This is a genomic window from Bacillus sp. ILBB4 (assembly GCF_035064545.1).
GTDB lineage: Bacteria > Bacillota > Bacilli > Bacillales > Bacillaceae_H > Priestia.
On record NZ_JAIQVD010000001.1, the window covers coordinates 879073 to 902092 of the forward strand.

The following is a 23020-nucleotide window of genomic DNA, read 5'->3' on the forward strand; positions in this document are numbered from 1 at the left end:
TGTACCTCCTTTGTTTATCTTTCTTTGCAAGCTTTTTAATATACCGTTTCTTTAAAGAAAAACCCTGTGTCTAACGGGCGGTTAATTGGCTGCAAGCTTTCAATGTCTTCTAACAAATCGTCTTTAACGTTTTCGTATTCTTCACGGTCATCTACACATAAATCAATCGCTTGACGATATTTTTTTGTTACTTCTAAAATATATTGCGGTGACTTTAATACGCCTTCAATTTTGAATACATCTACTTCAGCGTCAATCATTTCCGACAGCTCATCGATAATGCACATATCATTTGGACTCATAATGTGCGTTCCATTTTCATCTTCGAAAATTGGATACTTATTGTTTCGCTCATTATCAAGTAAAAACATATCTTTTTCTACTTTACGATTTTCAATTTCCATGACTTTTCCTTGATACTCAAAGTAGTTGCCAAGAAGTGAACGTTTTGATTGGAACATACACGTCATGCCATGCACCTGAACTTCAATTTCTACTTCGGCTTTTTCTTTGATATCAATGATACTATCCATGCTTAGCTCACGGGCAAGAACTGCACGCTTAGCTCCTTTACGCCCCCAGTAGTTACATGAATACCAGTTTGTTCCCGTTGTTTCAGTACTCCAGTGCATCTTCATTTCTGGAGCTGTTTCACGCACTGCCATCAATACAGCAGGATCTCCAAATACAATCGCATCCACGCTTGCTTCTTTTAAGAATAAAATATATTCATTTAGTTCGGCGATTTTATCATTGTGAAATAATCCGTTCATCGCTACGTAGACTTTTGCATTATGCTGATGAGCAATATTTACAGCTTCTACGATATCTTCACGTTTGAATTCACCTGCTAAACGCAAACCGTAGCGCTGTTCACCAACCATAACAGCTGTTGCTCCAGCTTGTAGTAATGATTCAATTTCCGAAACTGCAGTGGGTGTCACTAATAGTTCTGGTTTTTTCATTCTTGGTCACCTCTTTTAATACTAATCGCGATTCCGTCTCCAATAGGGAGAATAGTTGTATAATAATCGGGATGATTCATCAGCCACGTATTGTATGCCTGAATTTTTTTAATTAAGCTGCGGCGTCGACGTGTTTCTACTTCCGCCAAATCGGTCGCTACGTGACCTTTAAATAGTACGTTATCCGAAATAATCATTCCTTTAGAAGATAGCATCGGCTCATAATGTTCAAAAAAACGCTGATACTGACCTTTAGCTGCATCAATAAAAACTGCATCATAAGGACCATGACGTTCAATCTCATCTCTAAGCTCTAGTGCATCTCCAAACAACGACACAATTTTATCTTGTTTTCCCGCCCGTTCAATAAATTCTTGCGCTTTTTGGTAACGCTCTTCATTTCGTTCTACCGTAACCACTCGTGCCTCTGGAAGCGCATGGGTCATTCGAATAGACGAATATGCAATCGCTGTTCCAATTTCTAATATATGTTTTGGCTGATGAAGACGAAGAATTTGCAATAGCGTTTCAACACCAATCAATTCCATAATCGGAACGTGATGTTCTTTTGCATAAGCTTCCATTTCTTCAATAAGCTCCTGGCGCTTAGGAATAAGCTTTTCCACATACTGCTCTACGTTTTGTAAAAGCAAAACACTTCCTCCGTTCTCAGAAGTACATTTTACATTATGTTTTCATAACGTTTCATTACTGCAAAATAGTAAGACAACTAGTCTATTATAAGTTTTTTTCGTTTTTACGTAAACCCGATATATTTTAACATAAAAGATGGGGAATGCGAAGTATCGCGATTCCCCAATTTTAAATTTCCACTTATTTTTCGGTATTTTGCTTTTCTTTACCTGTAATATGCTTGGCTTTTTCTTTGTTATGTTCTTCTAACGTTTTGGTAAAAATAACTTTTCCTTCAGGTGTGGCCAAGAAGTATAAATAATCTGTATTGGCTGGATGTAAGGCAGCTTTGATTGACATTAAACCAGAGCTGGCAATTGGTCCTGGAGGCAACCCTTTTACTTTATACGTATTGTAAGGAGAGTCCACTTCTAAATGCTTATAGAACACGCGGTCTTTATGCTCTCCTAAGGCATATAAGACGGTTGGATCCGTTTGAAGAGGCATATTTTTTTCAAGGCGATTATAAAAGACGCTGGCAATTTTTTCTCGGTCGACTTTCGCAGTCGCTTCCTCTTCAATGAGAGAAGACATTGTTAACAATTTATGAGCACTGAATTTTTTCTTCTTCATTTGCCCACTGTACTGACCTAATACATTATTTGTTTTCCCTACCATTTTATCCAATATTTCATCTAACGACACATTTTCATCATAAAAATCATACGTAACGGGATATAAATAACCTTCTAGCGGATGTTTAATATCTTTTTGCATCACTTCATCCGTTACTAAATCTGGATATTTTTCTTTCATTTTATTGACGAATGCCTTATCGTCTAGCTTTTTCATGACTTCGTCTTTTGTAAACTTTGTATTTTTAGCAATGATATCAGCAATTTCGACAAGCTGGCGTCCTTCTGGAATGGTGACACGAATATCAGGTTGTTTTGAAACCTCGCCTTTTTCCATTTTTTCAACCATTTCCCCTAAGCTCATGGAAGGAGAAAATAAATACGTTCCAGCTTGAAATCCAGACACATGGGTTAATTTTACGTAATAGCGAAATGCACTTTTACTTTTAATTAAATCTTCTTTTTTCAATACCGTACCAATCGATTGGACGGAAGAACCTTGTGGAATGGTCACATTTACTTTTTTATTGCTGTTTCGATCCACGGGCGTTAAGCGGGATTGAGCATAGAAAAATGCACCGCCAGCTAGTAAAAGAAGTACGATAATTGTAATAAAAATAACTCGTTTTTTTCTTGAACGATTAGGTGGTAAAAATGTTTGTTGCGACAAGCAGCTTCCTGGTTAAATCTACTTCTGTAAAAGAAGATACAACCAGTTTCACCTCTTTTCTTCTTGATTTTTTATAAGTATGAACAGAGAGGAGACATGAGATTGCGATTCATTCGTATCGCCTATAGGTGTGAGATGGTATCGCTTCCTTAAACTCTCGCCTCTTCTAAAATTTTTCCATGATTTATGTTATTGTCTGCCCAAAGTCTAGTTTCATCCGTTCAAACAATGAATTCTTTTATTAAAATGCACTCTCACACGCAGGAATTATTATACTACAATTTATCTTATTTTTCGTCATTATCATACAATCTGCCCTAAGAATGCAAGGAAAAACCTTTTTATATCTAAAAAAACAGCTGCTATGTAAAAAAAAGCTGATAACGATTGTCATCAGCTTTTTCACTATAATTATTCGCCTTCTTCGTCAAGGAATGTATTAACCATTTCCTCAACCATGTCCCACTCTTCTTCTGTTTCAATCGGTTGAAGCTCACCGTCTTGACCATCTTCACTTGGTGTGAAAGCAGATGCATGAATTTCAATTTCCTCTTCATCATCTTGGTCTGCTCCGATTGGATAGTAAATTACATATGATTTGTTATATTGATCAGAATCAAATGTGAATAAAATTTCGCATAGCTGCTCATTTCCATTCTCATCGACGATTGTAATTTTATTTTCTTCTACGCTCATGTTTGCACCTCATTTTATATTGTAAGCTCTTAGCTTAACTTTTTCTTCAGCGAAAAGCAAGCTGTTCAGTTATTTCACTTCCCTTTTACGTACAAAAGAATATGCAAAAGGGAAATTCATAACTTGTCAGCTTAAGCAAAGCCTACTCTTTTCTTATTGCTTGCTGTCTAAGTATCCTTGAAGAATCATAACAGCTGCCATTTTATCGATTACTTTTTTGCGTTTCTTGCGGCTCACATCGGCAGACAGCAGTACTCGCTCCGCTGCCATCGTCGACAAGCGCTCGTCCCACATCATCGTTTCAATGTTAAGTTTTTCTTTGACATTGTCAGCAAACTCAATGCACGCTTCACCTCGAGGGCCAATCGTGCCATTCATATTTTTAGGAAGACCCACTACGATTTTCTCTACGGAATATTCGTCAATTAACTGCTGTAAACGAGGATATGATTGCTCCATCTGCTCATCTGCAATTTTAATTGTTTCAATTCCTTGCGCTGTCCATCCCATTTCATCACTAACTGCCACACCAATTGTTTTGGTTCCTACATCTAATCCTAATACGCGCATTTATGAATCCTTTCGATGCTGTTGTAAATAAGATTTAACAAGTTCTTCAATGAGCTCGTCTCGCTCTAACTGGCGAATTGTGTTTCTCGCATCGTTATGACGAGGAATGTAAGCAGGGTCTCCTGATAACAAATACCCAACGATTTGGTTGATCGGGTTGTAGCCTTTTTCTTGCAGTGCATCATAAACCGTAAACAATACTTCATGTACGTTTGTTTCAGCTGGCTCATCTTGAAAATTAAATTGCATGGTTTTATCAAATGAACTCACGGTCCCACCTCACTCTCTTAATTTGTGAACACATTGTGCACTATGCTAAGTCTTATTTATATTGTACACCAAGAAAGAGGAGAATTAAACGGATTTAACCCATTCTTCTACAGTGCCAAGTGCTTTTTCAATTTGGCTAGCGTCTTTTCCTCCAGCTTGCGCCATGTCAGGGCGTCCGCCTCCGCCTCCGCCGCAAATCGTCGCTACTTCTTTAACAAGTTTGCCAGCGTGATGGCCTTTAGCAATTAAATCTTTTGTTACACCTGCAATAATATTTACCTTTTCACCTTGTGGAGAAGCTAATACGATCACAGCGGATTCTAATTTTTGTTTTAAATCGTCAACCATTGCGCGAAGGTTATTCATATCCGTTGCATTCACTTTTGCTGCTAGTACATTCACACCATTAATGTTTTGTACGCGGTCAACGAGATTGCCAGCTTCAATATTGCCAAGCTTTGTAGATAGTGAATCATTTTCACGCTGAAGATTACGAATTTCTTCTAGTAACCCTTCAACGCGCCCTACTAAATCACGCGGGTTGGATTTTACTTTTGCCGCAGCTTCTTTTAGTAAGCCTACTTGATCGTTCATTAACTGATAGGCAGCTTTTCCAGTTACAGCTTCAATGCGTCGAGTACCTGCACCGATTCCCGATTCTGATACAATTTTAAATAAACCGATAACAGATGTATTTGGCACGTGACATCCACCACATAATTCTAAGCTGTAGTCGCCTACTTGTACTACGCGCACGATATCTCCGTATTTCTCACCAAATAACGCCATTGCACCCATCGCTTTTGCTTCGTCAATTGCTTTGTTTTCAATTTGTACAGAGATGCTGTCCCAAATCTTTTCATTAACGATTTGTTCAATTTTCTCAAGCTCTTCTTGTGTCACTTGACCAAAGTGAGAGAAGTCAAAGCGCAAGCGATCCGCTGTTACTAAAGAACCCGCTTGATTAACATGCGTTCCTAACGTATCTTTTAATGCTTGATGCAATAAATGCGTTGCCGTATGGTTTTTCACAATCGCACTGCGGTTTTCTTCATCAAGCGTCGCCGTGTATGTTTCACCTTTTACAAGCTCACCGTTTGTTACAGCTACCGTTTGGACATTTTGGCCGTTTGGCGCTTTTTGAACGTCTTTTACTTCCGCTGTTCCTGAAGCACTCTGGATTGTACCTTGGTCCGCAATTTGACCGCCGCTTTCTGCGTAGAATGGCGTGTGGCTTAAGATGACTTGCGCTTCTGTTCCAGCTTCAGCGCGGTCAACAAGCTCACCGTCTACAATAATTGCTTCAACAACTGTTTCTACTTCATTTTTATCATAGCCAACAAACTCACTTGCAACGGTTACTTCACCAAGTACGCCGCCTTGAACTTGCATAGAACTAGAATCTTGACGAGCAGCACGCGCACGCTTACGCTGTGCTTCCATTTCACGTTCAAAACCTGCATGATCAATTTTCATGTTCTCATCTTCTGCATATTCTTCCGTTAATTCAACAGGGAATCCATACGTGTCATATAAACGGAAAACATCTTCGCCTTGTACCGTATCACTGTTTTGCGCTTTTTCTTTTTTAATAACGGTTGCCAAAATAGCTAGTCCGTCATTTAACGTTTCGTGAAAACGCTCTTCTTCATTTTTTACTACGCGCTGGATAAAATCCGTTTTTTCCTTTACTTCCGGATAGAAATCAACCATGATTTCACCTACTACCGGCACTAGCTCGTACATGAACGGACGATTAATATTTAACTTTTTAGCATAGCGAACTGCTCGGCGTAACAAACGGCGCAGCACATACCCACGGCCTTCATTTGAAGGGAGCGCACCATCACCTACAGCAAATGTTACCGTACGAATATGGTCAGCAATGACTTTAAATGCCGTATCTTGCTCATCATTTGTACGATATTTAGCGCCTGAAATGTTTTCTGTTGCTTCAATAATTGGCATAAACAAATCTGTATCAAAGTTTGTTTGCACGTCTTGAATAACAGAAACCATACGTTCTAAGCCCATTCCCGTATCGATGTTTTTCTTTGGAAGCGGCGTGTACGTGCCATCAGGATTGTGGTTAAATTGAGAAAATACAAGGTTCCAAATTTCTAAATAACGCTCATTTTCTCCACCTGGATATAATTCCGGATCAGTTAGGTCACTTCCATATGCTTCTCCGCGATCATAAAAGATCTCTGTATTTGGACCACTCGGACCTTCTCCTATATCCCAGAAATTACCTTCTAAACGAATGATGCGCTCTTTAGGCACGCCCATTTTTTCATTCCAAATCTTAAATGCTTCTTCATCTTCAGGGTGAACTGTTACAGATAGTTTATCTGCGTCGAATCCAATCCATTTATCGCTCGTTAAGAATTCCCATGCCCATTGGATTGCTTCTTCTTTGAAATAATCACCGATAGAGAAATTACCAAGCATTTCAAAAAACGTATGATGGCGAGCCGTTTTACCTACGTTTTCAATATCGTTTGTACGAATGGATTTTTGTGCGTTACAAATACGCGGATTTTGAGGAATAACACGACCATCAAAATATTTTTTTAATGTAGCTACTCCACTGTTAATCCATAATAAAGATGGATCTTCATGCGGAACTAAAGATGCGCTTGGTTCTACATCATGGCCTTTTTCTTTAAAGAAATCTAAATACATTTGACGAACTTGTGCTGACGTCAGTTTTTTCATGATTGGTCCTCCTTTAATACTCTTCTTATTTATAGACAAAAAAATGATGACATAAAAGCATCTATTTTCTCTGTGTACAAAAGCAATTGCTAGTTATTTGCACACAAAAAAACTCTCATCCCTGTAGCAGGGACGAGAGTTGAACTCGCGGTACCACCCTGATTATAAATGCCAAAAGCATTTATCACCTTCATAGCGTTAACGTTGCTGACACGGCAGGTTTTAGCCTGCACTCTGGACTAGCGTTCAGCTGCTCTTTGTTTAGCGCTTCTTTCAGCCAAGGAAGCCCTTCTCTAAAAACCAGTGTGCAACGTACTCGATCCATCATTGTGTTCAAAATATGTAGCGTTTTCTTATGGCGATATTATGACAAATTAACCGCTCTTTGTCAATGTTTGAGCGTATAAGAGCGGATATGCAAAATAGATATTTTAATGACTGCTAAAATTGGCACAGCCAAAATGAGACCCAATACTCCTCCAAATTCTCCTCCCAAAAGGAGCGCAAGCATGATAAACAAAGGATGAATATGAAGACTCTTTCCTACGATAAGCGGAGACAGCACATTTCCCTCTAGAAACTGCAGCACAAAGATTATAATGACAATGGTAATAACCAACTTTATCGAGATTGTGGCTGCAATAATAGCCGCTGGAACCGCACCAATAATCGGGCCAAAATAAGGAATGATATTCGTTACGCCAATAATGAAGCCTAAAAGAAGTGCATAAGGTACATGAAAAAACCACAGTGCTGCTGTTGCAATCACACCAATAATGAGACAAACAAAAAATTGCCCTCTAATGTAATTGCCGAGCGATTCATTCACATCCGATAAAAAACGTTCGCCTGGTTTGTGCCACTTTTCAGGTGTGACATAAGCTGTTGCTTTCTTAATAGAGGAAAAATCCTTCAGCATATAAAAAACAATAAATGGAATAATGATTAAAATCAAAAAAGAGGTAATCAATGACTTTAATCCTTCCGCCACTTTTGTAAGCCACACGGTGAGCGTAGCCTCTACATCATCAATGCTGCCTTCAATTTTCTCATGTACACCGTTTGGAAGTGAAGTTGTACGATCATGAATCGATTCTACCCAATGTCTATATGTATTCGTAAAATGAGGCAGCTGTTCGTTTAAATCTTTTACTTGTTCCACAAAAATAGGGTACGACTTATAGGCTCCAAACCCGATTCCTCCAAAAAAGATGATGTAGATCAGTAAAATAGCTAGAGGACGAGGCACGCCTTTATCATGCGTTTTTTCAATAAGCGGATGAAGTAAATATGTAATGAATGCTGCAATAAAAAAAGGCAGCAGTGCTTTTAAAAACATGTAAATAACAGGAAGCCATAAAAACTGGACTTTAAAAAAGACTAATATGCACAGCAGCGCTAATAACAGCAGTCCGAATCTATAGAACCATTTGAATGAACTATCTTTCAACGTAAACTCCTCCTCTCTTCTATTTTTTGATAAAGAAAGGAGTTTATACATGCAGTTGTCTCTTCTGTCTGCAAAAAAGCACTATTGCAGCTCAGTGCAATAGTGCTTTTTTTATTAGTGAATAGCTTTCATCATACGTTTACGCATTTTTTTCATATTTCTTTTTGTAAACATCTCTCGATCATCTGCCATTTTAAATGCATAAGCTCCAAGACCGAAAGCGACTACTGACGGAATGATTCTGCCCATTGCTCTTCCTCCCGGTAAAAAAGAATTAGAAATTGATTGTGCGCTCGTCGTCTGAGAACAAATCATCAAGCGAGCTCAATGTTCCATCTTCTTCTACTTGGTGAGTATTAATTTGTCCTTTTGAAATAGTCATTTCAATAAAACAATTCCAGCAGTAATACTGATTTACACCAATTTTGCCAACGTCAATACTTTTACAGTTTGGACATTTAAACAAAGTCGACACCTCTTTATACGTTCTACTTATATAAACGCATTATGTCCACTTCTTTCCATGTCCATACTTTATTTTCTGACAATTAGCAAAGAAGGATGGCAACAAAGGAGTTTATTTAACTCTTTGTTAGCATGCGAAAGGTTACATGAAATCATACGGCGTAACGTTTTCCATCCCAATATTTGCATCTTTCATAAATGGAATTTCGGAATCTTCTATGTCGTTATCCAAGCTTTCTCGAAGCAAGGGCTGTAAATTCGTTTGGCGAACGCTGTCTTCATTTCGGCTGACTCCAAGCTGAAACGCTTCGTCTTCGCCGCATAAAATTAAAAACTGTTTGCTTCGCGTAACGGCGGTATAAAGTAAATTGCGTCGCAGCATCCGGTAATAGCTTTTGACAATTGGAAGCACAACAATGGGAAATTCACTTCCCTGTGATTTATGAATGGAACAGCAGTATGCATGAGTTATTTGATTAAAGTCTTGCTTTGTGTAAGTTACTTCATTTCCTTCATATGAAATAACCAGCATATCCTGTTTTTCCGTATTTTCTTTTGCAAAGAAAACCGAGACGATTTCTCCCATATCTCCGTTAAATACGTTGCTATCCGGCTGATTTACAAGCTGCAGCACTTTATCTCCGACTCGGTACGTAATATCTCCGTGCTTAAGCTCTCTTCTTTGCTCAGAAGCCGGGTTAAATAATTCCTGAAGAACTTCATTCAGTTTATCAATCCCTGCAGGACCTTTATACATAGGAGCTAGAACTTGAATATCTTTAGCCGTATAGCCTTTTTTTAATGCATTCCCGCAAACTTGTTGCACGACGTTCGTGATGTGCTGTCCTTGACAACGAATAAAGGAACGATCTCCTTGCTGCCTCGCTAAGTCTTCCGGAAGCTTTCCTTTTTTTATTTCATGAGCCAAATCAATAATTGACGATCCTTCCGCTTGCCGGTATACATCTGTCAGACGGACGGTAGGAACTACTTCTGAACTCAGTAAATCTTTTAACACCTGTCCCGGACCTACTGAAGGAAGCTGATCTTCGTCTCCAACTAAAATAACCTGTAAATTAGCAGGAAGAGATTTAAACAGCTGATGAGCAAGCCACAAATCTACCATTGATACTTCATCCACAATCAGTAATTTTCCGTCAATTGGATTCTCCTCATTATGATCAAATCCTTCTTGTCCGTTCCATTTTAATAATCTGTGAATCGTAACTGCTGGAAGTCCCGTCGCTTCGCTCATTCGTTTAGCAGCGCGTCCAGTAGGTGCCACAAGTAAAACAGGAAAAGCTTCATCTTTTTTATAATCCCCTGGATTTAACGAACATCCGTGAAGTTCTGCATAGAGTTCGACTATTCCTTTAATAACCGTTGTTTTCCCTGTACCTGGTCCACCTGTTAAAAGAAGCATTGGAGACATTAAAGCGGTTTGTATGCCCTTGCGCTGAGACGGTGCATATTGCACATCTAATCGCTCTTCTAGTTCACCCAGAGCCAATAAGAATTCTGATTCTGGAAACTGCTCTTCGTACTGCGTTTGAGCCATAATTTTTTGAATAGCTTTAACCAGCCCTTTTTCAGCATAGAAAAGGGGAGGAAAATAAATTTTTTCGTCTTGAATGATAAGCTTTTTGTCTGCTTTTAATGCATCCACTTCTCTTGTAAGATCCATTTCAGACAGATTCTCATGCCTGCTTTTTCGAAGAAGCTCTGCTGTTTTTCCATACAGCTGATCTGCCGTGACGTATACATGTCCCATTTGATTGCATTCTTGCTCAATGACATATAAAATACCTGCACGCAAACGATCAGGATGATTGGTTGCCATACCAAGCCTCTTTCCAAGTTCATCGGCCCTGCTAAAACCAATACCTTGAATATCTTCTACGAGCTGATAAGGATTATTTTGAACAATTTCAAGCGCTTCTTGTTTGTACGCTTGGAAAATCTTCATCGAAAGCTGCGGTCCAAACCCGAGGTCTGTCAGCTTTACCATTACTTCTTCTAACCCTTGATGTTCACGAAGCTGCGTGACTAAAGCTTCTGCCTTGTCGGCTGAAAGCCTCGGAACCTCTTTTAGCACAGACTCATTTTGCAAAATACGAAAAATAGCACGTTCTCCTAAAGCGTCCACAATGTTTTCAGCGGTTTTTTTACCGATTCCGTGAAATAAATCGCTAGACAGGTACTGAACAACCCCTTGCCTTGATTGCGGAAGTTCTTTTTTAAACTGTTCAACATGAAATTGCAGACCAAACTTTGGATGCTCTTTGAAGTCTCCATAAAACGTGTATACTTCATCTTCATTGAGCTTAGGAAAATAACCTGTGACGACCGTTTCTTTATCTTCAATCTCTAAATTTGTTTTTTTGATCCGTATCCGCGTAACGTTATATAAGTTTTCTTCGTTATGAAAGACCGTTACAATCGACGTGCCGCTTATATAATGACGTTCTGGCTGTGAAGGGTTCACTTGTTCTTCGTTCATGTTATCCTTCCTTTACCCGCTTTCTTAATGTTCTAATGTAGACAGAACTCGTTTGGCATTTTCTGCCATTACGTGATCTGACTGCACGTTTAAAGCTTCATCTAACATCTCAATCGCCTTGTCTTTGTCATCTTTCATAGCATACGCTACGCCTAAATTATAAAAAGCATCGGCATGTTCTGGCTCTTGATTTACTACCTTAAGAAATTCAGCAATCGCTTCATCTACCATTTCGAGCTGTGCTAAACAAAGACCGTACTGAAATTTTGCTTCTACGTCATGTTCGTTTAGTTCTACCGCCCGCTGAAGATAAGGCATCGCAAAACGAATTTCTTCCATATGAAACAGCGTTAAACCAAGCATAAAGTACGCATCAGATGAATCTAATCCTTTTTTGATTGCTAAATCAAAGTAGTGCTTTGCCTGCTCAAGCTGCTCTGCATTAAAATAAATATTTCCTGCTCCGTAATACGCTGTTGCCGTTTCTTCATCTAATTCAATCGCACGTTCATAAAATTTCAAAGCACGATCCATCTCACTAACAGCCGCTAACAAATTACCAAAATTCACATACACAATTGGATCTTTTGGATTATCTTCAATTGCTTCTGAAAATGTTTTAGCAGCCTCTTCAAATTTCCCTTCCTGCATATACTGAATTCCTAGCTGATTTTTATCTGTCATTTTTTCGTTCACTCCACTGTTTTAGTTATGATTTAAAAGATTTTCACATCATGAAAATCTAGAATATGTAAGTTATTAGTTTACCCAATAAGTAAAGTATATCATAGAAAAACCTCAGCTATATACGGCCGAGGTTTTTCGTTCTTGCTTATATGAATTATACATACCAGATTTGCTCTTCTTCTTGAAATACTTTGTCAATTGTTGCTCCGCCAAGACATTCATCATCTTTGTAAAACACAACTGCTTGACCTGGTGTAATTGCGCGAACAGGTTCAGCAAAAATAACTTTAATTGTATGATCATCGACTTTTTCAACGGTTACTGCTGAATCGGTTTGACGATAGCGGAATTTTGCTGTGCACGTCATTGGTGACGACCAGTCACGGTCGCTTACCCAGCCGACATTGGTTGCTGTAAGAGATGTAGAATAGAGTAGCTCATTGTGAAAGCCTTGATCGACGTACAAAACATTTTTTTCTAAATCTTTTCCGACTACAAACCAAGGTTCACCGCTGCCTCCAATACCTAAACCATGGCGTTGGCCAATCGTATAGTACATGAGACCGTCGTGCTTGCCTTTCACTTCGCCGTCAAGCGTTTGCATCACACCTGGCTGAGCAGGAAGATACTGACTTAGAAATTCTTTGAAGTTGCGTTCACCAATAAAGCAAATACCTGTGCTGTCTTTTTTCGTTGCTGTAGCAAGGCCTGCTTCTTTCGCAATTTCACGCACTTTTGATTTCTCAATTTCACCAATCGGGAACATTACTTTGGACAGCTGATCTTGTCCTAATTGATTTAAGAAATACGTTTGATCTTTATTTCCATCTACGCCTCGAAGCATTTTATACTCCCCGTCGCGGTACGCAACGCGTGCATAATGTCCTGTCGCTAGATAGTCTGCTCCTAACGTCATTGCATGCTCTAAAAAGGCTTTGAATTTAATTTCTTTATTACACATTACATCAGGATTCGGTGTACGACCTGCTTTATATTCATCTAAAAAGTAGGTAAATACTTTATCCCAATATTGTTTTTCAAAGTTGACTGCATAGTAGGGAATACCAATTTGATTACATACGCGAATAACATCGTTATAATCTTCAGTCGCAGTACAAACGCCGTTTTCATCCGTATCGTCCCAGTTTTTCATAAAGATTCCGATCACATCGTATCCTTGTTGTTTTAATAAAAGAGCTGCTACAGATGAATCAACGCCTCCGCTCATTCCGACTACTACACGTGTATCTTTAGGTGATTTTGTCAACTTCGCCACCTCCGTTTTCTTCATTTTAATTAAATTGTTCGCTAAAAAGCGAAAGAAACGACACAAACCATCAGTGAGGGATGAAGACCCTACTGATGGCTGCTATTTACATCGTTAGTCGCTTAACGATGTTTGCTGTTTGACGTGCGGTTTTTTCAATTTGCTCAGCTGAGTTTCCTAGGCCAAAGCTAAATCGAATAGAAGTTGTTAAACGTTCAGAACCTTTTCCAAACATAGCAACAAGCACATGAGAAGGATCGATTGCTCCCGCTGTGCAAGCTGAACCGCTCGATGCCGCAATTCCTGCTAAGTCTAAATTTACGAGCATCGATTCAACATTTGTTTTTGGAAATGATAAATTTAACACATGTGGCAGAGAATTTTCAAGATGTCCGTTAATTTCAAATGAAATACCTTCTTCTTTCAACACAGCTACCATTATTTCTTTGTATCTTCTATATTCATCTGCACGTGTTTGCAGCGTTTGTTGCGAAATTTTCACAGCTTCTTCAAACCCGACGATACTTGTCATGTTCTCAGTTCCAGCTCGTCGTTTGCGCTCTTGTTCTCCTCCAAATAGCAAAGGAGACAGTGAAACGTGAGCAGCTGCATACAAAAAGCCCATCCCTTTTGGTCCGTTAATTTTATGAGCCGAAACGGATAAAAGATCGACACCTAATTGTTGCACATTTAACGGAATTAATCCATAAGCTTGCACTGCATCCGTGTGGAAATATGCTCCATGCTCTTTTAATAGAACTCCAATTTCTCCAATTGGCTGAATAGCACCTACTTCATTATTTCCAAACATCACCGACACAAGAATTGTTTGATCCGTTAGGGCTGATTTTATTTCATCCACAGATACTTGTCCGTACTCGTTAACTGGCAAATACGTCACTTCAAAACCCTGTGTTTCTAAATATTCACACGTATGAAGCACAGCGTGGTGTTCAATTTGCGTGGTAATAATATGATTTCCTTTATGGCGGTTTGCAAGAGCGACTCCGATCAGTGCCATATTATCTGCTTCTGTCCCACCACTTGTAAAAATCAGTTCATTTTCGTGTGCTCCAATACTTGCTGCAATCGTTTGGCGAGCTTCGTCTAAATAGCGTCGACTTTCCCGCCCGTAGTGATGAATACTAGACGGATTTCCAAAGTACTCATGCATAAAAGTCGTCATTTTCTCAACGACTGCTGGATGTATTGGAGACGTTGCTGCATGATCAACATAAATACGTTCCAAAATAAACGCCTCCTAGCTCATTATTAAATATAAAACATATAAGACGCTTGATCATCATCAGAATGATTTGCTAAATCTTCAAGCGTTGTACTATCTAGCACTTCTTTAACTGCATCTCGAATACGAATCCACAGCTCGCGTTTTGCAGGCTCTTCATCTTCAATTCCTTCTACAGGACTAATAGGACCTTCTAAAACAGAAATAATATCGCCAGAAGTAATGTTAGCAGGTTCATGTGCTAAGATGTAACCTCCATAAGCTCCGCGCACGCTTTTTACAAGCCCAGCGTTACGCAGCGGTGAAATAAGCTGCTCTAAATAATGTTCAGATAAGTCATGCGTTTGAGCAATAGTTTTAAGCGAGATGGGACCTTCGCCAAAGCGCTTCGCAAGCTCAATCATAATCGTTAAACCGTAGCGTCCTTTTGTTGAAATTTTCATACGATACACTCCTTCAATACACTTTTTTTATTTATGAAAAAAATAAGACTCTCACGTTGTCACTGAATGCTGTGATGAGTCGTTTTTTACTAAGCTATATGAACTTCTCTATACGCGTTTCTTGCAAATGCAACTGTTGATATTATAACATACTATGCCTATAAGATAAATTTCCACCACCTATTCACCTCTTGTGATACAGTGAAAGAAAAGAAAGGAGAAAAACATGGCTACAAAACCTCTCGCATTTCGAATGCGTCCGACTCATTTAGATGACGTTATCGGGCAGCAGCATTTAGTTGGCAAAGATAAAATGATTTATCGAATGGTAAAAGCAAATCACTTAAGCTCGATGATTTTATATGGGCCTCCAGGCGTTGGAAAAACAACAATTGCCACAGCTATTGCAAAAACAACCAACACGGCGTTTCGTCAGTTAAATGCCGTTGTAAACAATAAAAAAGATATGGAAATTGTCGCCGAAGAAGCCAAAATGTCAGGCAAAGTAATTCTGCTGTTAGATGAAGTTCATCGCCTTGACAAAGCCAAGCAAGACTTTTTGCTTCCTTATTTAGAAAACGGCATGATCATTCTAATCGGAGCGACAACAAGCAATCCTTATCACGCGATTAATCCTGCTATTCGAAGCAGATGCCAAATCTTCGAATTAAAATCTCTTACGCCAGATGATATCAAAATGGCGCTAACAAGAGCACTCAACGACTCATCCAACGGATTTGGGGATAGAAAAATCATCGTAGAAGATGACGCCATGAACCACTTTGCCAACAGCTGTAACGGTGACGTACGCTCGGCTTTGAATGCTCTGGAACTGGCTGTTTTATCAACAAGTGAAAGCGATGGTAAAATCGTTATTACCTTACAAACGGCAGAAGAATGTCTGCAGCAAAAATATTTTTCACATGATAAAAATGGTGACGCTCACTATGATGTATTATCGGCTTTTCAAAAATCGATTCGCGGCAGCGACGTAAATGCCGCTCTTCACTATTTGGGACGGCTACTTGAAGCAGGAGACTTGATCAGCATCAATCGTCGCCTTTTAGTCATTGCCTATGAAGACATTGGACTAGCTGATCCGGATGCTGGCATGAGAACTCTAGCAGCTATTCAAGCAACTGAGCGGTTAGGACTCCCAGAAGCACGTATCCCGCTTGCAAACGCGGTTATTGAGCTTTGCCTATCACCGAAGTCCAACGCTGCTTACAAAGCATTAGATGAAGCGATAAGTGATATTAAAAAAGGGCTGTCCGGCGACGTTCCCCCTCATTTGAAGGATGCTCATTACAAAGGAGCAGAGAACCTTGGCCGAGGCGTTGAATATCAATACCCGCATGATTTTGATAACGGATGGGTCCCTCAACAGTATTTACCGGATCGCATCAAAAACAAACAATATTTTCATCCTAAACAAAATGGACAAGAAAAATACTTTTCAAAAGTTTTCAATCGTTTAGAGACATTAAAAAAAGAAAATGGCTGAAACTGTTGCTCAGTTTCAAAGCCATTTTCTTTTTTGTCTTTATCTATTAAGCTGCACTTTTAACGTCTTTTCGTTTTTTCGTTTTTGTTGAACCTTTAAAGTAGCTGTCTAGAAGTTTTGCTACTAAACGAGCGACTACGTTAAACAACAGAACCATAATGATTAGAATAGCAGCTGACTTTGTTGCAATCAATCTTGCATCAGGTACGATTCCTTCAGAGTTTAATTTCCAAATGTGGACGGCAAGCGTCTCTGCTGGTCGAAAAATATTAAACGGGTTTACAGGACTCGTTAAGTCAGCATTTGAATTTAACATCGGCGTCGTTAGGCCAGCCGTATAAATCAACGCAGCTGCCTCTCCAAAGATTCGTCCCGCTGTTAAAATAACGCCTGTGATAATTTGTTGAATCGCTGATGGAATGACGACTTTGACAATTGTTTGCCATTTAGTCGCACCTAAACCTAAACTTGCTTCTTTTACACTCGCAGGAACAGATGCAATCGCACTTTCACATACGCGCGTTAAACCCGGTAAATTCAAAATCGTAATCACGAGTGCTCCGCCGATAAGCGTATAGCCCCAGCCGGAAAATGTGACAAAAATTAATAATCCAAATAAACCAACTACAATGGACGGTAATGACGCCATTGTCTCAATACATAAGCGGACGAAATTTAAAAAACGACCTTGCTTCGCGTACTCCGCTAAATAAATTCCGGCTCCTAAACCAAGAGGAATAGAAATGATCAGCGTTAAAACAAGCATGTAGAACGAGTTAAACAGCTGCGGTCCGATACCGCCTCCTGCCATCGTATTGCTCGGCTTTCCAAATAAAAAGTTCGGATTCCAAAATCCCCAGCCTTTAGCAATAATTTCAACAACTAAATACACTAATAGCGCCACAACTAGAGCGGCAATGCCATAAAAAATACCTGTCCATATATTATTTACTGTGCGTGCATTTTTGTTTCTCATTGATGTGCACCTCTTTTCCCAATTGCTCGGATAATTAAAATGAACACGAAAGAAATAAGCAGTAAAATCATGGCTAACGTCCACAGTGCGTTATTCCATGCCGTTCCGTTTAACGTATTAGACATATCCATTGTTAAAATACCCGTTAATGTTGCCGTTGGGCTATATAAGCTTTCAGGAAGCTTAACCGTGTTTCCGATAACCATTTGAACAGCTAGCGCTTCTCCAAATGCGCGAGCAAGCCCTAACACGATACCTGTTAAAATACCTGTTTTAGCAGATGGAATAATGACTCGGCTGATTGCCTGCCATCTTGTTGAACCTAATCCATAAGAAGCTTCTAAATATTCAGGTGCTACGCTTCGAACTGCATCGTCAGCAATACTTGCAATTGTCGGAAGAACCATGACGCTTAATACAATAATTCCGGCAATCAAACTAAAGCCCACTCCGCCGAAGTTATCGCGAAGAAGCGGCACTAAAATTGTAACCCCTAAAAGACCGTATACCACTGAAGGAACTCCGACTAAAAGTTCTAAAACCGGTCGTAAAACCGTTGAACCAAATTTAGGCGAAATATAGTTGTTAAAAATGGCGATAGCAATTCCAATTGGAGCACTTATAATAACGGCTCCGATTGATACAAGCATGGAACCCAGAATAAACACAAGTGCCCCGTATTCTTTATTGTTTGGGCTCCATTTTGTTGAAGTCAACATTTCACCGATTGATATATTACTTTGTAAAAATGACTGTATGCCTTTTTCACAAATAAATACGATAATAGCTAACGTAACAAGTACAATTAAAATACCGCAAAATGTAGAAAGCGTACGGCCAATGTATTCGCTTTTTACATAATTGATGGATTTTTTCCCCTTCATCGCTCTGTCTCCTTACATATTCAGTATATATTCGCTTTTCTTTTTATTCGCTATATACTTTATTAACATTCAAATAGAATAAGACTGACTGTGTTAGTCAGCCCTATTCTTTTTAAAAACACTCTTATTTTTTGAACTCATTCATTGGGATATATCCCATATCTTCTACTTGCTTAGCAAAGTCTTTACCAGCTACGTAGTCAATGTACTCTTTTGCACCATCTTTTGGCTCACCGTTTGTAATCATGTACTCATAAGACCAGAACGGATATTTTTTAGAAACAATATTTTCTGTTGTTGGCTCCACACCATCAATATTAAGCATTTTTAAACTTTCTTTTTTATCGCCGATTAAATACGACATAGCAAGGTAACTTACTGCTCCTGGCGTTGAGTTTACTGATTGCTCAACCGCTCCGTTTGAATCTTGAGCTGTACCAACGCTGTCATTTACTTTTGCGTCACCCATTAATGTTTTCTCAAATGTAGCACGTGTACCAGATGATGCTGGACGGTTGATTACGTTAATTTTTTCGTCGTTTCCGCCAACTTCTTTCCAGTTTTTAATTTCACCAGAGAAAATCTTTTGAATTTGCTCTTTTGTTAACGATTCTACTTTTACATCTTTATTTACAACAAGTGCGAACCCAATGCCCGCTACTTTCGTATCGACAAGTTTATCTGCTTTTGATTTATCTTCAATTTTATCGGCTGCTGGAACGTCAGAGTTTCCAATATCAACTGCTCCTGATGCTACTTGGTTAACACCAGTTCCACTACCTCCACCTTGTACCGTTACTGAAAGGTTTGGATATTTTTCAGTAATTCCATTCGCAGCTTCTTCTGCAAGTGGTTGTAAAGCTGTAGATCCCGCCGCTGTTAACGTACCTGACACTTCTTCTTTGCTGCCCGAACCACTGTCGTTGCTTGCTCCCTCTTTACCACATGCTGCTAGTGCTCCCACCATTAAAAAAGCTGCTAATGTTACTTTAAAACTCTTTGTTTTCATTGCATTACCCTCCAATAAATGTATGTGTAATTAGTACTAGTCCTTTGTACTCGAACAACAGGTACAAGACACATTATACGAGTAGATTGTTGTCTTTATATGAAGTGAATTTTAAGTTACTGTAAACTTATTTATTTGGGGTTTATTTTTTCTTATTTCTATCAAAACCCTTGATATATAAGGCTTTCTGAATGTTACTGTATAAGATACAGAAGAAAGAAAGCGAAAACGTAAATTTTATGTAAATAAAGCGTTAAATAAATTTACATAAATCTCTTTTTTTAATACAGTGTAAATTCACCATCAGTCCATATTTTTCAATTTATTAGTACTTTTTATACATATCACATAGAAGATTCCATCCAAAGCATAAATAGAACAGATATTTCCATAAAAAAAAAGAAGGCTACAATGGCCTTCTTTTTATTCATCACCTACGCGACGAATCTTAATATCACTTAATAATTCATTGATAACATGACCGCCCATAATTAATCCTGCTACAGATGGAACAAAAGCATTAGAAGATGGAGGCATTTTCGCTTTGCGAATTTGCGCTTGATCGTTTCCTACTTCTTTGCGAACTTCTTCGCGAATAACGATTGGACGTTCATCAGAAAAAACGACGTTAATTCCTTTGCGAATTCCTTCTTTACGCAGACGAGTACGAACTACTTTTGCAATTGGATCTGTATGTGTCTTTGAAATGTCTGCAATTTTAAAACGTGTTGGATCCATTTTATTCGCAGCACCCATACTTGAAATAATTGGAATATCACGTTTTAAACATTCTTTCATTAAATGAATTTTATACGAAATCGTATCGGATGCATCCACTACGAAGTCCGGTTTATAACTAAAGAACTCTTCATATGTTTCTTCCGTATAAAACATTTGAAGAGAAACGACGTCACAGTCTGGGTTAATATCTAAAATACGCTTTTTCATTAATTCTGTCTTGGGCTGACCTACCGTAGAAAGCAGCGCGTGAATTTGACGATTTACATTGGTAATATCAACATCGTCTTTATCTACAAGAATTAAACGCCCTACTCCTGACCTAGCCAAAGCCTCAGCAGAAAATGACCCTACTCCCCCTATCCCTAAAATAGCAACTGTGCTGCCTTTTAAAGTAGCTAGCCCTTCTTTTCCTATCGCCAGCTCATTACGCGAAAACTGATGCAACATGTTAAAACACTCCTCTATTAAATACACCAACGTGTATGATTAATTCAAATAAACAACGAAATTGACTATACCATATTTTTAGCAAAACGAACATGAGCATTCGTTATTTATCCATAAAAAAACTCTATGCAAATAATTACATAGAGGATTTCTTATATGTATGCTAGTCCCGATCGTGCCGTCTCGAGTGCCTTCGTTTTGAACCCGCTCTCGGCAGGTGGGTGCTCTGCTTTAACCATTGTAAGTCCTCGAGATGAGGCATGTACGCTCGTTAAAAACTCCGAGCTCCCAAGCAAAAAATTGTTCGGTCAAAACTGGATTAAGGACGAACACATCAGGACTATTTAGTTCTTGAAAGTATCTTATCACAGAAAAAATCACTTTGCAATTAATAAGTAAAACAAAAAAATCGAGCCTGTCACGTTCCAGTGACAGGCTCGATTTAACGGACGGTTCAATCGATTACGCTTCTGTTTTTTGCTTTTTTACCTGCAAATGCAGCTCGTCTAATTGCGCTTCACTTACTTCACTAGGTGCGTTTGTTAATAGACAGCTTGCACTTGCTGTTTTAGGGAAGGCAATTGTATCACGCAAGTTTGTGCGTCCTGCTAGAAGCATGACCAAACGGTCAAGACCTAACGCAATTCCGCCGTGAGGAGGAGTACCGTATTCAAATGCTTCAAGTAAGAAACCGAACTGCTCATATGCTTCTTCTAATGTAAATCCAAGCGTTTTAAACATTTTTTCTTGAATATCACGCTCGTAAATACGTAAAGATCCTCCGCCAAGTTCGTAACCATTCAATACTAAGTCATATGCTTGTGCACGGACTTGTCCAGGATCGCTTTCTAACATTGGTAAATCTTCACGAACTGGCATTGTGAATGGATGATGAGCCGCGTAGTAACGGTTGTCTTCTTCGTCATGCTCAAGAAGAGGCCAATCTGTTACCCATAGGAAGTTAAATTTCGTTTCATCAATAATTCCTTGTTCTTTTGCAAGCTTTAGACGAAGAGCGCCAAGTGCATCTGCTACAACTGACTTTTTATCAGCTACAAATAAAAGTAAATCTCCTTCTTCCGTTTGAAGAGCTTCAGCAAATTGCTTTTGCTCATCTTCATTGAAGAATTTTGCAATCGGTCCTTTTAAGCCGTCAGCTTCAACTTTCAGCCATGCTAACCCTTTAGCACCGTAAATTTTCACGAACTCTGTTAGAGCATCGATATCTTTACGTGAATAGCTAGAAGCGGCACCTTTTACGTTAATTGCTTTTACTTCTCCGCCGTTTTCAACTGCTGCGCTAAATACTTTGAACCCGCAGTCTTTCACAAGCTCTGATAAGTTGACTAGCTCCATTTCAAAACGTGTATCCGGCTTATCTGAACCGTAGCGACTCATCGCTTCATCATATGACATGCGCGGGAAAGGCGTCGTTACATCTAAATCTTTTACACGCTTCATTACTTTAGACATCATTTCTTCCGTCATTGTCATGATGTCCTCTTGAGATAAAAATGATGTCTCAATATCGATTTGAGTAAATTCAGGCTGACGATCTGCACGCAAGTCTTCATCGCGGAAGCAGCGAGCAATTTGATAATAACGCTCAACTCCGCTTACCATTAGCAGCTGCTTAAAGATTTGCGGCGATTGAGGAAGAGCATAAAACTCCCCTTCGTGCACGCGGCTTGGCACAAGATAATCACGCGCGCCTTCTGGCGTACTTTTCGTTAGAATAGGTGTTTCAACATCTAAAAAGTCATTTTGATCTAAGAAGTCACGAATTGTTTTTGTAATGTCATTGCGCATTTTAAGCGTGTTAAACATCTCAGAACGTCGAAGGTCTAAATAACGATATTTTAATCGAACATCTTCTGATACTTCCGTTTGATCCGCAATAGCAAAAGGAGGTGTTTTGGCTTTGTTTAATACCGTAATCTGCTCAGCGTGAACTTCAATTTTACCTGTTTTTAAGTTCGGGTTAACGGTTCCCTCTTCACGAGCTACAACAGTTCCTTGCACTTCCAGTACGAATTCATTACGTACATCTTCAGCAATTTTTAGCGCTTCAGCAGATTTTTCAGGATTAAATACAACCTGTACAACTCCGCCGCGGTCGCGTAAGTCAATAAAGATTAATCCCCCTAAATCACGGCGTTTTTGAACCCATCCTTTTAATAGAATTGTTTCGCCAGTTGCTTGTTCTGTTACATCTCCACAGTAGTATGAACGTTTTGTCATCAT

At 39.1% G+C, this 23020-nt stretch carries 22 protein-coding genes and 1 other RNA gene; 1 reads left to right on the plus strand and 22 read right to left on the minus strand.

Annotated elements, in window-relative coordinates:
* Positions 1–35: 35 nt before the first annotated feature.
* The 16 genes from LAV82_RS04735 to cymR all read right to left on the minus strand — a co-directional run bounded on the left by LAV82_RS04735 (position 36) and on the right by cymR (position 15215).
* Positions 36–965, minus strand: coding sequence for a peptidase U32 family protein (locus LAV82_RS04735; protein WP_057233377.1), 930 nt, complete (start codon positions 963–965; stop codon positions 36–38).
* Entirely contained in the window at positions 962–1618 is a 657-nt protein-coding gene (locus LAV82_RS04740) for an O-methyltransferase (RefSeq protein ID WP_013059283.1), read from the minus strand. The genes LAV82_RS04735 and LAV82_RS04740 overlap by 4 nt, the downstream gene beginning before the upstream one ends.
* A gap of 181 nt (positions 1619–1799) precedes the next feature.
* Positions 1800–2903, minus strand: coding sequence for an endolytic transglycosylase MltG (mltG, locus tag LAV82_RS04745; protein ID WP_057233375.1), 1104 nt, complete (start codon positions 2901–2903; stop codon positions 1800–1802).
* A gap of 411 nt (positions 2904–3314) precedes the next feature.
* The gene (locus LAV82_RS04750) at positions 3315–3599 is read right to left on the minus strand and encodes a DUF1292 domain-containing protein (RefSeq protein ID WP_013059285.1); all 285 of its coding nucleotides are present in this window, start codon (positions 3597–3599) and stop codon (positions 3315–3317) included.
* A gap of 153 nt (positions 3600–3752) precedes the next feature.
* Positions 3753–4169 (minus strand): Holliday junction resolvase RuvX, encoded by a 417-nt coding sequence (gene ruvX / locus LAV82_RS04755; protein ID WP_013059286.1) that lies wholly within the window; start codon positions 4167–4169, stop codon positions 3753–3755.
* On the minus strand, positions 4170–4439 hold the full coding sequence (locus tag LAV82_RS04760; protein WP_013059287.1) for an IreB family regulatory phosphoprotein: 270 nt from the start codon (positions 4437–4439) through the stop codon (positions 4170–4172).
* 84 nt (positions 4440–4523) lie between these two features.
* A complete protein-coding gene (gene alaS / locus LAV82_RS04765) occupies positions 4524–7157 on the minus strand; it encodes an alanine--tRNA ligase (RefSeq protein WP_499715693.1) in 2634 nt (877 codons plus the stop codon).
* A 190-nt stretch (positions 7158–7347) separates the two neighbouring features.
* Complete coding sequence (locus LAV82_RS04770) at positions 7348–7482, minus strand: hypothetical protein (RefSeq protein WP_255219740.1); 135 nt, start codon at positions 7480–7482, stop codon at positions 7348–7350.
* 63 nt (positions 7483–7545) lie between these two features.
* Positions 7546–8607 carry an AI-2E family transporter gene (locus LAV82_RS04775; RefSeq protein WP_057233371.1) on the minus strand — a complete coding sequence of 354 codons (1062 nt, stop codon included), beginning with the start codon at positions 8605–8607 and terminating at the stop codon, positions 7546–7548.
* Between the two features lie 114 nt (positions 8608–8721).
* Entirely contained in the window at positions 8722–8856 is a 135-nt protein-coding gene (locus LAV82_RS04780; protein ID WP_013059291.1) for a YrzQ family protein, read from the minus strand.
* 25 nt (positions 8857–8881) lie between these two features.
* Entirely contained in the window at positions 8882–9073 is a 192-nt protein-coding gene (locus LAV82_RS04785; RefSeq protein WP_013059292.1) for a YrzR-like zinc ribbon domain, read from the minus strand.
* A 141-nt stretch (positions 9074–9214) separates the two neighbouring features.
* A complete protein-coding gene (gene recD2 / locus LAV82_RS04790; protein WP_499715694.1) occupies positions 9215–11572 on the minus strand; it encodes an SF1B family DNA helicase RecD2 in 2358 nt (785 codons plus the stop codon).
* 24 nt (positions 11573–11596) lie between these two features.
* The gene (locus LAV82_RS04795; RefSeq protein WP_499715695.1) at positions 11597–12256 is read right to left on the minus strand and encodes a tetratricopeptide repeat protein; all 660 of its coding nucleotides are present in this window, start codon (positions 12254–12256) and stop codon (positions 11597–11599) included.
* 157 nt (positions 12257–12413) lie between these two features.
* Positions 12414–13526, minus strand: a complete 1113-nt coding sequence (gene mnmA, locus LAV82_RS04800) for a tRNA 2-thiouridine(34) synthase MnmA (RefSeq protein WP_057233366.1) — start codon at positions 13524–13526, stop codon at positions 12414–12416.
* A 106-nt stretch (positions 13527–13632) separates the two neighbouring features.
* Positions 13633–14775, minus strand: a complete 1143-nt coding sequence (locus LAV82_RS04805; RefSeq protein ID WP_025750574.1) for a cysteine desulfurase family protein — start codon at positions 14773–14775, stop codon at positions 13633–13635.
* Positions 14776–14798: 23 nt separating this feature from the next.
* Positions 14799–15215, minus strand: a complete 417-nt coding sequence (gene cymR, locus LAV82_RS04810) for a cysteine metabolism transcriptional regulator CymR (protein ID WP_013059297.1) — start codon at positions 15213–15215, stop codon at positions 14799–14801.
* A 226-nt stretch (positions 15216–15441) separates the two neighbouring features.
* Here cymR and LAV82_RS04815 point away from each other — a divergent pair, with 226 nt between their 5' ends.
* On the plus strand, positions 15442–16719 hold the full coding sequence (locus tag LAV82_RS04815; protein ID WP_057233364.1) for a replication-associated recombination protein A: 1278 nt from the start codon (positions 15442–15444) through the stop codon (positions 16717–16719).
* Between the two features lie 46 nt (positions 16720–16765).
* On the opposite strand, the gene pstA is transcribed toward LAV82_RS04815, so the two are convergent.
* The 6 genes from pstA to aspS form a co-directional block, all read right to left on the minus strand.
* Positions 16766–17695 carry a phosphate ABC transporter permease PstA gene (gene pstA / locus LAV82_RS04820; RefSeq protein ID WP_211077262.1) on the minus strand — a complete coding sequence of 310 codons (930 nt, stop codon included), beginning with the start codon at positions 17693–17695 and terminating at the stop codon, positions 16766–16768.
* Positions 17692–18579 (minus strand): phosphate ABC transporter permease subunit PstC, encoded by an 888-nt coding sequence (gene pstC, locus LAV82_RS04825; protein WP_057233360.1) that lies wholly within the window; start codon positions 18577–18579, stop codon positions 17692–17694. Before pstC ends, pstA begins: the two co-directional genes overlap by 4 nt.
* A 124-nt stretch (positions 18580–18703) precedes the next feature.
* Positions 18704–19588 carry a phosphate ABC transporter substrate-binding protein PstS family protein gene (locus tag LAV82_RS04830; protein WP_057233358.1) on the minus strand — a complete coding sequence of 295 codons (885 nt, stop codon included), beginning with the start codon at positions 19586–19588 and terminating at the stop codon, positions 18704–18706.
* A gap of 423 nt (positions 19589–20011) precedes the next feature.
* Positions 20012–20776, minus strand: a complete 765-nt coding sequence (locus LAV82_RS04835; protein WP_013059302.1) for a tRNA threonylcarbamoyladenosine dehydratase — start codon at positions 20774–20776, stop codon at positions 20012–20014.
* Between the two features lie 162 nt (positions 20777–20938).
* Positions 20939–21120, minus strand: a non-coding RNA gene (gene ssrS / locus LAV82_RS04840) — 6S RNA.
* A gap of 118 nt (positions 21121–21238) precedes the next feature.
* Positions 21239–23017 (minus strand): aspartate--tRNA ligase, encoded by a 1779-nt coding sequence (aspS, locus tag LAV82_RS04845; protein WP_499715696.1) that lies wholly within the window; start codon positions 23015–23017, stop codon positions 21239–21241.
* Positions 23018–23020: the final 3 nt, after the last annotated feature.